General features: G+C 71.7%; 10 protein-coding genes and 1 pseudogene. All 11 read left to right on the forward strand.

Annotated features, from left to right (window positions below):
• Window positions 1-173: 173 nt before the first annotated feature.
• A complete protein-coding gene (locus tag VF536_RS18565) occupies window positions 174-1,970 on the forward strand; it encodes a phage tail sheath family protein (RefSeq protein ID WP_331616343.1) in 1,797 nt (598 codons plus the stop codon).
• Between the two features lie 32 nt (window positions 1,971-2,002).
• Window positions 2,003-2,446: a phage tail protein gene (locus tag VF536_RS18570; protein ID WP_067275125.1), complete on the forward strand. Its 444-nt coding sequence runs from the start codon at window positions 2,003-2,005 to the stop codon at window positions 2,444-2,446.
• 73 nt (window positions 2,447-2,519) lie between these two features.
• Entirely contained in the window at window positions 2,520-4,160 is a 1,641-nt protein-coding gene (locus VF536_RS18575; RefSeq protein ID WP_331616345.1) for a phage tail protein, read from the forward strand.
• Window positions 4,157-4,636, forward strand: coding sequence for a phage tail protein (locus tag VF536_RS18580; protein ID WP_331616346.1), 480 nt, complete (start codon window positions 4,157-4,159; stop codon window positions 4,634-4,636). The genes VF536_RS18575 and VF536_RS18580 overlap by 4 nt, the downstream gene beginning before the upstream one ends.
• Window positions 4,636-5,715: a hypothetical protein gene (locus VF536_RS18585; RefSeq protein WP_331616347.1), complete on the forward strand. Its 1,080-nt coding sequence runs from the start codon at window positions 4,636-4,638 to the stop codon at window positions 5,713-5,715. The genes VF536_RS18580 and VF536_RS18585 overlap by 1 nt, the downstream gene beginning before the upstream one ends.
• Window positions 5,716-5,721: 6 nt before the next feature.
• The gene (locus tag VF536_RS18590) at window positions 5,722-5,889 is read left to right on the forward strand and encodes a hypothetical protein (protein WP_331616348.1); all 168 of its coding nucleotides are present in this window, start codon (window positions 5,722-5,724) and stop codon (window positions 5,887-5,889) included.
• Between the two features lie 15 nt (window positions 5,890-5,904).
• Complete coding sequence (locus tag VF536_RS18595) at window positions 5,905-6,990, forward strand: hypothetical protein (protein ID WP_331616349.1); 1,086 nt, start codon at window positions 5,905-5,907, stop codon at window positions 6,988-6,990.
• 69 nt (window positions 6,991-7,059) lie between these two features.
• Complete coding sequence (locus tag VF536_RS18600) at window positions 7,060-7,761, forward strand: phage baseplate assembly protein V (protein ID WP_331616350.1); 702 nt, start codon at window positions 7,060-7,062, stop codon at window positions 7,759-7,761.
• Between the two features lie 11 nt (window positions 7,762-7,772).
• Window positions 7,773-9,377, forward strand: coding sequence for a hypothetical protein (locus VF536_RS18605; RefSeq protein ID WP_331616351.1), 1,605 nt, complete (start codon window positions 7,773-7,775; stop codon window positions 9,375-9,377).
• A gap of 4 nt (window positions 9,378-9,381) precedes the next feature.
• Window positions 9,382-9,765, forward strand: a complete 384-nt coding sequence (locus VF536_RS18610; protein WP_331616352.1) for a GPW/gp25 family protein — start codon at window positions 9,382-9,384, stop codon at window positions 9,763-9,765.
• Window positions 9,766-9,769: 4 nt separating this feature from the next.
• A pseudogene (locus VF536_RS18615) lies at window positions 9,770-11,238 on the forward strand (putative baseplate assembly protein); the annotation flags it as partial.

Genomic DNA, 11,238 nt, shown 5'->3' on the forward strand with positions numbered 1-11,238 from the left:
ACGTTGCCAAGTGCCACGCTGGACGTGGCGCTGGCGGCCGGCCGGTCCCAGTCGTTTTCCCTTCCCCTCGCACTGCCATGAAGGAACTCCTGAAGGCCCCGCGAGATGTTCGTCACGGCGATTCCCACCGCGGCCCGGTCCGCGGATGCGCCTTCAGGCAAAGGAGATAGGCCATGCCCGAATACCTGGCACCCGGCGTCTACGTCGAAGAGACCAGCTTCCGCGCCAAGTCCATCGAGGGCGTGGGCACCAGCACCACCGCCTTCGTCGGCCCCACGCGACGCGGCCCCGTCGACGGCGTGCCGGAGATGGTGACCAGCCTCACCGACTTCGAGCACGTCTACGGCAGCCTCGAGGACCTCGGGCTGAGCGACGTCACCGACGCCCGGCGACGCCTGAACTTCGTGGCGCACGCGGTGCGGGCGTACTTCGACAACGGCGGCTCGCGGCTCTACGTCGTGCGCACCTTCAACACCGCCGGCACGGCCGCGGGACGGCTGCGCGACCCCGGCGGCACGCCGGCCGAAGGCGCCTTCATCCGCGCGCGTTTCCCCGGCGCGGCCTACAACGGCCGGGTGCTGTTCCGCGAGGCGCGGCGTCCCGCGACGCTGCGCACGATGGGCACGGCGCCGGCGGGCAGCGTGCTGGCGGTCACGCCCAACGGCAGCCCCGAGGTGCTCTACACCGGCAGCGGCGCCACCTGGACCGACTCGGCCTCGGGGGCGCTGTCGCTGGCGGGTCTCGGCCCGGATGACATCCCGGGCGGCGCGGGCGCGACGGCCAACCTGGTGACGCTGGCACTCGACGTGATCGACGCCGACGGCGGCGCGCAGACCTGGGAGGACATCGGCCTGACTCCGACGCATCCGCGCTGGATAGGCGCCGTGCTGGCGAGGACGCCCGCGAGCCGCGCGGACGCGCTCATCAACACGGTGTGGGCCGACATCGGCGACGCGGTCGACGGCTTCGAACTGATCGCCGCGATCCGCGCGCTGCCGGCCGTGGCCGGCGACGCCGACGGCCGCCGCGTGCTCGCGCTGGGCAGCGGCGTGGGCAGCGAAGCGGGCAGCGACGGCGTCGCGCCGGTGCTCGGCGCGGAGACCACACCCGGCAGTTATGCCGCGGCGCTCGCGACCCTGTCCGGCATCGAGGACGTGTCCATCGTCGCCGCGCCAGGCAGCAGCGCCTACGCGGAAGCGCAGGCCGTGCAGAACGCGCTGATCGCGCATGCCGAACGCCGGCGCGCCTACCGCATCGCCGTGCTCGACAGCGCGCCCGCGCAGACACCCGGCGACATGCGCGTCGCGCGCGGCCGGGTCGATTCGAAGTACGCGGCGCTCTACTACCCCTGGGTGGTGGTCGCCAATCCGCTGTCGCGGCCCGGACGCGACGACATCCCCAAGGAGATCGCGCTGCCGCCGTCGGGTTTCGTCACCGGCATCTACGCGCGCAACGACATCCAGCGCGGCGTCTACAAGGCGCCGGCCAACGAGGTCGTCACCGGCGCGTTGCGTTTCGAGTCCGACGTCAACTTCGCGCAGCAGGAGCTGCTCAATCCGCTGGGTGTGAACTGCCTGCGCTACCTCAGCGGGCGCGGCTACCGCGTCTGGGGCGCGCGGCTGGTCTCCAGCGATCCGGAGTGGAAGTACGTCTCCGACCGGCGCTACTTCAACTACCTCGAGGCCAGCATCGATCGCGGCACGCAGTGGGCCGTCTTCGAGCCCAACGGCGAGCGGCTCTGGGCCAACGTGCGCCAGACCATCTCGGACTTCCTCTACAACGAGTGGCGCAACGGCGCGCTGCTGGGCAGCACGGTGGAGCAGGCCTTCTTCGTGCGCTGCGACCGCAGCACGATGACCCAGAACGACCTCGACAACGGCCGCCTGGTCTGCCTGATCGGCGTGGCCCTCATCAAGCCGGCCGAGTTCGTCATCTTCCGCATCGGCCAGAAGACGGCCGACGCCGCCTGACCCCGGGCCCTGACGCTTAGGAGCACCCCACCATGGCCAACCGCACCACGCCCTACGGCGCCTTCAACTTCCTCGTCAACTTCGACGGCGGGGAGGTCTTCGGCGGCTTCTCGGACGTCTCCGGGCTGGGCACCGAGCTCACCGTGGCCGAGTACCGCTTCGGCAACGACAAGGAGAACCACGTCCGCAAGGTCGCCGGCGTGCACAAGGTCTCGGACGTCACGCTCAAGCGCGGCATCCTGAACTCGAAGACCTTGTTCGACTGGATCGGCGAGGCGCGGGTCAACGGCCCCGCCGCGCAGAAGAGCGTCACCGTCACGCTGCTCGACGAGGCGCAGAAGCCCGTCCAGTCCTGGGTGCTGCGCGGCGTGATCCCGATGAAGTACACGGGACCCACGCTGGCCGGCAAGGGCGGCGGGGACGTGGCGATCGAAGAAGTCGTGCTGTCGGCGGAAGCGCTGGAGCTGACGGTGTGATCTGCCGTACTGCCACCGCCGCTGGCCCTCACCCCTACCCTCTCCCGCAAGCGGGAGAGGGAGCAGGAAAGCCATGAGCCTCGTCTTCGAACCTGCCGCCCCGGCTGCGCCGCCTGATGCGCAGCGCGCCGACGTCGCCTGCTTCGTGGGCTTCGTCGGCCGCCGCGCTGGCAGACCGCTGCCCGACGCGCTGCGCACGCAGCTCGACGCGGGCGGCTGGGTGACCGGCCCGTGGGCGCGCCCGGCCGCGCAGGTCGAGGCCCTGCTCAACCTCCCGCTGGTGCTGGACAGCTGGCACCTGTTCGACCGCTTCTATGCATGGGACGAGCGCCCGCTCGACACGCCCGAGACGCCGGATCCGCTGGACCCCATCGACCCCACGCGCACGACACCGCGCCGCTGCGCCACCTACCTCGGCGCCGCGGTGCGCAGCTTCTTCGCGCGCGGCGGCAAGCGCGCGATCGTGATCCGCGTCGGCGATCCCTGGCCCTACCTCGAGGACGCCGCGCAACGCACCGCGCAACGGGCCGCGCGCCTGGCGCTGCTGCTGCCGGCGATGGCCCCCTCGGCCAACCCCTTCGCGCCTCACGACCCCGCCACCTGGCAAGGCATGCAGCACCTCTACGGCCTGCAGGACGACAGTCTCCTGCTGCTGCCCGACCTGCCCGACGCCTTCGCCACCGTGCCACCGCCGCCCGATCCGGAGCGCCCTGCGGCGCCGCAGCCCGAAGGCTTCGCGCCCTGCGACGTGGAAGCACCGGAACCACGCGACGCATCGCTGCTGCGCATCCCCGCGCCGCGGCTCGATGACGCCGGTTATGCGCGCTGGCGCCAGGCCCTGCGCGACGCACGCGACTTCCTCGACCGCCGCCAACGCGCCGCGATGCTGCTGGCCGCGTTGCCGCTGCCGCTCGCGGGCAGCCTCGCCGCGAAGGGTCTGCATGCGCAGGCCGATCCGCGCACGTGGCTGGAACAGACACAGATCCTGCGCAGCGCCTTCGACGAAGACACCCCGCAAGGCCGCCCCGCCGAGGCGCTCTCGCAACTCGCCTGGCCGTGGCTGCGCACCCGCGCCGCGGGCGTCGACCTGCCGCAAGGCCTGGAACCGGCGGACGGCGTGCTCGCCGGCCTGATCGCGCAGGGCGCGATCGCGCAAGGCACTTTCCGCTCCGTGGCCGGCGACCTGTCGCTACCGCTGCTGCGCGATCTCGGCGGCGCGGAGCCGATGCCCGCCTGGGGGCTGGGCGACGACAGCCCAGCCGGCCGGCTCGCGCAGCGCGTGTGCGTCTTCGCGCCGGGCGCGGACGGCTGGGCACTGCAGTCCGACGTCACGACCTCCGCGATGGACCCGTGGCGATTCGGCGGCGCGAGCCGCCTCATCGGCACCATCCTGCGAGCCGCGCGGCGCGCCGGCGACGGCGCCGTTTTCGAACCCAACGGCCCCAAGCTCTGGGCGCATCTGCGCGGCACGCTCGAAGACCTGCTCGCCGGCTTCTGGCGCGAGGGCGCGTTCAACGGCGGCTCGATGTCCGAGGCCTTCGAAGTCCTCTGCGACCGCTCGACGATGACGCAGAACGACCTCGACGCCGGGCGTCTCGTCGCCTACGTGCGCGTGCGCCCGGCGATGTCGATCGAGCGCATCACCGTCGTCCTGCAACTCGGCCAGGCGGCCGGCTCGGCCAGCGCCACCGTCCTGCAACGGGAGGCCGCATGAGCGCCGACGACCTCTTCATCGGCCTGCACGTCTTCCGCTTCGAAGTGACCTTCAAGCGGGTCGGCACCGGCAGCGGCCCCGTCGACGTCTGCGGCGGCGCGTTCTCCGACTGCACCGGCCTGGAAGCGACGATGGAGCCCAAGCTGATCAAGGCCGGCGGCGCCAACTACGGCGCCACGCAGCGCGCCGGCACGGTGAGCTTCGCCACCGTGGTGCTCAAGCGCGGCTTCACGCGCAGCCGCGACCTGTTCCGCTGGTTCCAGACCGTGGGCGGCGGCGGCTACGCCTACCGCCTGGCCGCCGAGATCGCCGTGCAGGACACGCAGGGCCAGACCGTGCTGACCTGGGGACTGGATCGCTGCCTGCCAGTGAAGTTCAAGGCCGCCGACCTCAACGCCAAGGGCACCGACATCGGCATCGAGGAACTGCACCTGGCGCACGAAGGGCTGCGCCTGCTCGACGCGGGAGGTGCGTGATGCCCTGGCTGCCCGACGCTCCGACGGTGGCCGCGGCCACGTTCAAGGTGCTCGAGGGGACCGGCGCCGGCGGGCCCGCGTTCGACGTGCAGTTCAACCCGGCGTCGCTCGAATACACGATCAGCAATGAGTTCGACGACCGCAACGGCAACAACGGCGCGCGCCAGTTCGTCAAGAAGAGCACCGCCAAGCTGACGATGACGCTGATCTTCGACACGACCGAGACCGGCGCGTCGGTGCGCGACGTCACGGCCAACATCGCCGGGCTGCTGGAGCCGGCCAAGGACGGCTCGAAGAAGTTCGCGCCCAAGGTCGAATTCGGATGGGGCACCTACGCCTTCAAGGGCGTGGTCGAGCAGTTCAAGGAGACGCTGGACTTCTTTTCGCCCGAGGGCGTGCCGCTGCGCTCCAGCATCAGCCTGACGCTGGGCAGCCAGGAGGTCGAGTTCCAGAGCAGCAAGAGCCCCGCGCCGACGGTCGACCGCAATGCGCAGCCGGAGCCCGTCAGCGCCGCGCCAGGCGCCGGCGCGGCCGACGTCGCCAACGCGCTCGGCGATCCGCGCGCGGCCCGCGCCATCGCGGGCGCCAACGGCGCGGCCAGCCTGCGCTTCGGGGCGGAGGCGAGCCTGTCGGTGGGTGGAAGCATCTCGCTCTCGGCGGCGGCGGACTTCTCGGTCGGCGCGAGCGCCGGTGCGGGCATCGGCATCGGTGGCGGCGCCGGCATCAGCGCAGGGATCGGAGCCGGGATCAGCGGCGGAATCAGCGGCGGAATCAGCGGCGGCATTGGCGTCGGCATCAGCGGCGGGATCGGTGTCAGCGCCGGTGCCGGCATCGGTGTGAGCGCGGGCGCGTCGCTGACGGCGACGGCGGGCGCCGCCTTCGCCGACCTGCGTGTCTCGCCGCCGAGCGTCAACGTCGACGTCTTCGACGCCCGCGCCGCCCTGCTGCCTGCGCCGCGCGTCGCCGGGTCCGCGAGCTTCAGTCCCGGCGGTCGCGCCGTGGCGCAGACCGGCGGCAGTCTCAGCGCCAATGTCGGCGCCAACGCGGACCTCCACGGCCGCATCCGTTTCGGGAGTTGATCCGTCATGCCCATCACCTTCGAGGAAGTCACGGCCGACATCGAACGCGAACCGCAGGAGCGCGGCGCCGGGCCGCAAGCCCCCGCCGCCGACGCGGCGCCCGACATCGGCGAGCAGATCGAGCAGGCGCTGCGGCTGAGGGCCGAACGCGCCGCGCGCCTCTGCGATCTCTGAACCACGTCCATCGTCATGACCGAAACCAGCGTCAGCCGTTCCGCCATCTTCAGCGCCCGACCCACCTTGCGCATCGCCGGGCAGGCGGACGAACGCCTGTCGACGCTGATGACGTCCATGAAGATGGAGGAGCGCGAAGGCGGCATGAGCGCGCTGGAGCTGCACATCACCAACTGGGTGGCGACCGGCGACGGCCGCGCCGAGCTCGCGTTCAACGGCAGCTCGTCGCTCAAGCTCGGCGCCGAACTCGGCGTCTATGCCGGCGACGAAGCGACGCCGCGCGAGATCTTCAAGGGCAAGGTCAGCGCGCTGGAGATGGTCTGCAACTACGGCGCGCCGCCGGAGCTCGTCGTGCTCGCCGAGGACGGGCTGACGGCCGCGCGCCGCGCGCGCCGCAGCAAGGTCTACACCGACATGACGCCAGCGGACGTGGTGAACGCGATCGCCGGCGAACTCAGCCTGACACCATCCGTCGCCGGCCTCACCGCGCCGCAAGGCACCTGGGCGCAGCTCGACGAGACCGACCTCGGCTTCCTGCGCCGGCTGCTCGCGCGTTTCGACGCGGACCTGCAGGTCGTCGGCACGGCGCTGCAGATCTCTCCGCGCAAGGACGTGCAGCGCGGCACCATCGAACTGACGCTCTACAGCCAGCTCGCGCGCGTACGCATCACCGCCGACCTCGCCGACCAGCCGACCGCCGTGAGCGTGGCGGGCTGGAACGCGAAGGACGGCTTCGCGGTGAAGGGCGAGGCGAGCGCCGTCGCCAACGCGGGACCGGGACAAGGCCGCACCGGCGTCGCGTGGGCCGGCGAAGTCTTCGGCGATCGCAACGAGCACCTCGCCGCGCCGGCCGTCTACAGCAGCGATGAAGCACGCGCGGTCGCCGAGGCCGCGCTCGACCAGCGCGCCCGCCGCTTCGTCCGCGCCGAGGGCGTGGCCGAAGGCAACGCGCAACTGCGCGTCGGCGCCTGCGTGAAGCTGGCCGGCGTCTCGCCGCAGTTCGACAACACCTACTACGTGGTGCGCGCCTGCCACCTCTTCGACATGAAGCAGGGCTACCGCACCGAGTTCAGCGCGGAATGCGCCTACCTCGGGACCTGAGTCCGCACGAGGCACACCGGAACACAACGACGCACAACGACGCACAACGAGGCATCACAAGGCGATCTCATGCAACGCGACCTGCCCTCTCCGCTGCCCTTCGGCGTCCCGCTGCCCTGGGCCGCGGGCGCTCAACTGGCCAAGGTCAGCTCGATCGACGATCCCGAGCGGCTCAACCGCGTGCAAGTGCGGCTGCTCGCCTTCGACGACACCACCGGCCAGGACGCCGCGATGTGGGCGCGCGTGGTCGCGCCCTTCGCCGGCGACGACCGCGGCACTTTCTTCGTGCCCGACGTGGACGACGAAGTGCTGGTGGTCTTCGCGCAAGGCGACCCGCGCCATCCGCTGGTGCTCGGCGGGCTGTGGAACGGCAGCGCCGCCGCGCCGGCCGACATCGAGAGCGGCGGCCTCAACCGCTACAAGCGCATCAAGTCGAAGAACGGCATCGTCGTCACGCTGGACGACCAGAGCGGCCAGGAGACCCTGACGCTGGAAACCCCCGGCGGCTGCAGCCTGACGCTCAAGGACGGGCCGGGCACGGTGACGCTGGAGGACAGCAACGGCAACAGCATCAAGCTGGAGACTTCCGGCATCACGGTGCAGGCCGCCGCCAAGGTCACGGTGCAGGCCAGCCAGGTCAACGTCACGGCCGGCATGGTGAAGGTGGACGCGGCGATGTCGGACTTCTCCGGCATCGTGAAGTGCGCGGTGCTGCAGACCAACGCGGTCATCAGCAGCAGCTACACGCCGGGCGCCGGCAACGTCTGGTGAGGGAACGGACCATGAACCACCCGCACCATCCTGTCGTCGTCGGCGCACCGCGCGGCCTCACGCGCAGCCTGCAGCCGTGGCTGCTGCAGCGCAGCGACGACGACTTCATCCCGGCCACGCTGGACGACCTGCGCGGCGCGGGCGGATCAAGCGGATCAAGCGGATCAAGCGGCTCGAACGGACTCACGCGGCTGCGCGACCTGCGCGCGCAGGCCACCAACAAGAACGGCACGCTCAAGCTCTTCCAGCCGATCCAGCGGCAGTTCCACCTCGCGCTGGTCGAGGCCTGGTGCGACATGCCGGGCGAGCCGCGTGTCGATCCCGCCAAGATCGAAGCGGCGGGCCTGGTGCTGCGGCGCCTCGGCGCCGGCGGACAGCCGGAAGGCTGGATGAAGTCCAACGGACGGATCCGGGGTTGGGTGCCGATGTCGCGCGTCGGCGGCCCGGACGCCGACCCCACGCCGGCGCAACGCGCGCAGCGCGATCTCACCGGCGTGGCCGACATCGACCGCCAGCTCGTCGCGTTCTCGCGCGAGCGTCCCGACACCTCGCTGGAGGAGCAGGCCATCCCGCTGTACCTCGCCCCGCCGGACGTCTGCGCCGACGCCGGCCAGACGCTGTACTACGGCCTGGTGCCCACCGTCAGCGGTGAGATCAGCGAAACGGATGCGAGCTTCGGCTCCGCCGAGGGCTTCGACTTCGGGCCCTCGTCATCGGCCTTCCGGCTGCACCTCGTGCAGGCGATGCGCGGCGAAGAGATGCCACTGCCCAGGGTCGGCGACAACCTGAGCGGCGGCTGGCTCGCAGAGAGCGAACAACCCGGCGCCAGCACCGTCCTGGTCCGCTTCGTGCTGATGCTGCGCCAGTTGGCGGGCGAGTTCGACGCGTTCGGACCGGCTGGCGCCGCGATCCTCCAGGCGCTGCATCCCCTGGAGCTCACGCTCGTGCGCCGCAACGGCGAATGGCCGCGGCGCACCGTGCGCGCCGACGATTTCCTGACGAAGGCGCACACGCTGATCCTGGCGCAGGGCAACGTGAACGGCGCGGTGGAGATGCCCGAGGTGTGGCCCGCGATGAGCCCCGGCCAGACCCAGCAGCTGCTGAACGCCATGCACGCCGCGATGCGCTCTCGCTTCGCGGCGATGAAGGCCAAGACCGGCCGCTTCGACGAGCCCGACGCGCGTTACCAGCTGCGCGCCTTCGTGCGGCTGAAGGCCGAAGGCCCCTGCCCGGCGCGCGTCGTCTGGAGCGCGCCCAGCGAGTCCTTCGTGATCGCCGCCTGGTACGAAGGCGCCGGCGCGCCGCCGGTGCAGATCGCCCTGCCCGACCCGGCCGACAAACAGCTGCTGGCCGCGCTCAAGCCCAACGTGGCCTTCGTGGTGCCGCCGTCGCTGCAGAGCGTGCTGATGGGCTCGGCCAAGGACCTGATCGACGGCACCAAGCCGCCGGCCGCCAACCCCGCGCTGACGTGGATCTGCGGCTTCAACATCCCGATCATCACGATCTGCGCCTTCCTGGTGTTGAACATCTTCCTTTCGCTGTTCAACCTGTTCTTCGGCTGGCTCTTCGCGATGAAGATCTGCCTGCCGTTCCCCAAGATCCCGCCGCAGGAGTGACGCGATGACCTCCGCACTCATCGGCTGGCCGCTGCTGCCGCTCCCGGGCGACGACGGCGGCCTGGCCTGGCCCGACCTGGCGCGCAGCGTGCGCGACGGGCTGCGCCTGATCCTCAGCACCCGCCCCGGCGAACAGCTGATGCGGCCCGAGTTCGGCGGCGGCCTGGACCGCCTGCTGCACCAGCCCAACACGATCGCGACACGGCGGGAGATGCGCGACCTCGTGCGGGACTCGCTCGCGCGCTGGGAACGCCGCATCCTGCTCGACGCGGTCGAGGTCTGGGAAGTGCCGGGCGCGCCCGGCCAGGTGCGGGTGGAGATCGCGTACCGCCTGGCCCGCACCGGCGAGCCCGGCGCGATGAACGTCACCGTGGACCTGGAGGGCTGACGCCATGGCTATCCTGCCCCCCTCGCTCGACGACCGCCGCTTCGACGACCTGGTGGAGGAGCTGCTCGCGCGCATCCCGGCGCACACGCCGGAGTGGACCAACCCGCGCCTGGGCGACCCCGGCCGCACGCTGATCGAGCTGTTCGCCTGGCTGGGCGATGCGCTGCTGTATCGCGCCAACCTGATCCCTGAGCGCCAGCGGCTGGTGTTCCTCAAGCTGCTGGGCCTGGGCCTGAAGCCCGCCTTGCCGGCGCGCGGCATCGTGAGCCTGGCCTTCGCGAAGGAGACCGAGCGCGGCGCCCACACGCTGGCGCCGGGCGGTTCGCTGAAGGCGCCGATGCCGTTCGAGACGTTGTCGGAGACGACGGTGCTGCCCATCACCGGCGAGGCCTACATCAAGCGCCGTCTGAGCAGCACCGAGACCGCACGCCGCAGCGACGTGCTGCAGGGGCTGGCCCGTATCCATCGGCTCAGCGGCTCGTTGAAGGCGTACGAGACCACGCCCGTGTTCGCGCAGGGCCGCGCGGTCCCCGACGGCATCGACGTCTTCGCACAGAGCGCCGACCGCGCGCTGTGGATCGCGCTGCTCGCGCCCAAGGCGCCGCAGGCCGACCAGCAGGAGGCCGTCAACAAGGCGGTGAAGTCCGCGCTCGGCGGCGGCGACGCGGCGCTGCCGCCGCTGCTGTCGATGGGCGTGGTGCCCGCACTCAAGCCGCCGACGCTCTTCGAGGACGTCACCGCGCCGACACCGATCCCGGTGCTGTGGGAGATCACCACCCGCGGCCGCACCGACTTCGACACCGACTACCTGACGCTGCCGGTGCAGCCCGGCACCGACACGAGCAACGGCCTGTCGCGCGCCGGCACGCTGCGTCTGCAGATGCCCGACGAGCGCCAGATCTGGGCGCCGAAGAACGACGTCGGTCTGAATCCGCAGGCCGGCGTGGGCGACGCGCCGCCGCGGCTCGACGATCCGGAGCGCGCCGACCGGCTCGTGGCCTGGCTGCGCCTGCGGCCACAACCCGGACCCTCCGCAAACGCCATGACCTCCGCCGCGTCGGTGGCCCTCGCAGCGTCCGCGGCTTTCGCGGCGTCGGCCGCCTCGGCGGCTGCGGGCGCGGCGGCCACGGCGGCGGGCGCGTCCTTCCAGGCAGCGTCGGTCCAGCATCTGCCGCGCGCATGGATCGGCGTGAATGCGATCGAGATCGACCAGCGCGCCACGGTGACCGGTCGGGTGCTCGGCGTGTCGACCGGCGCGGCCGATCAGCAGTTCCCGTTGCCGATGGGGTCCGTCGATGCCACCACCCTGCAGATCGAGGTCGAAGCGCCCGGCCGCGGCTACCAGCCGTGGACGCGCGTGGACGACCTGGGCGCGCTCAGCGCCGATCCCGACGTCGCGCGCGACGCGACGGCCTACGAGCTCGACGCCGAGGCCGGCACGCTGCGCCTGGGCGACGGGATGCGCGGCAAGGT

It is taken from the genome of Roseateles sp. (assembly GCF_036486225.1).
Taxonomy (GTDB): domain Bacteria; phylum Pseudomonadota; class Gammaproteobacteria; order Burkholderiales; family Burkholderiaceae_C; genus Roseateles.

What these genes read in the sequence shown, in the direction of transcription:
- VF536_RS18565 (WP_331616343.1), top strand. Translation starts at nt 174, where the DNA reads ATGCCCGAATACCTGGCACCCGGCGTCTACGTCGAAGAGACCAGCTTC.
- VF536_RS18570 (WP_067275125.1), top strand. Translation starts at nt 2,003, where the DNA reads ATGGCCAACCGCACCACGCCCTACGGCGCCTTCAACTTCCTCGTCAAC.
- VF536_RS18575 (WP_331616345.1), top strand. Translation starts at nt 2,520, where the DNA reads ATGAGCCTCGTCTTCGAACCTGCCGCCCCGGCTGCGCCGCCTGATGCG.
- VF536_RS18580 (WP_331616346.1), top strand. Translation starts at nt 4,157, where the DNA reads ATGAGCGCCGACGACCTCTTCATCGGCCTGCACGTCTTCCGCTTCGAA.
- VF536_RS18585 (WP_331616347.1), top strand. Translation starts at nt 4,636, where the DNA reads ATGCCCTGGCTGCCCGACGCTCCGACGGTGGCCGCGGCCACGTTCAAG.
- VF536_RS18590 (WP_331616348.1), top strand. Translation starts at nt 5,722, where the DNA reads ATGCCCATCACCTTCGAGGAAGTCACGGCCGACATCGAACGCGAACCG.
- VF536_RS18595 (WP_331616349.1), top strand. Translation starts at nt 5,905, where the DNA reads ATGACCGAAACCAGCGTCAGCCGTTCCGCCATCTTCAGCGCCCGACCC.
- VF536_RS18600 (WP_331616350.1), top strand. Translation starts at nt 7,060, where the DNA reads ATGCAACGCGACCTGCCCTCTCCGCTGCCCTTCGGCGTCCCGCTGCCC.
- VF536_RS18605 (WP_331616351.1), top strand. Translation starts at nt 7,773, where the DNA reads ATGAACCACCCGCACCATCCTGTCGTCGTCGGCGCACCGCGCGGCCTC.
- VF536_RS18610 (WP_331616352.1), top strand. Translation starts at nt 9,382, where the DNA reads ATGACCTCCGCACTCATCGGCTGGCCGCTGCTGCCGCTCCCGGGCGAC.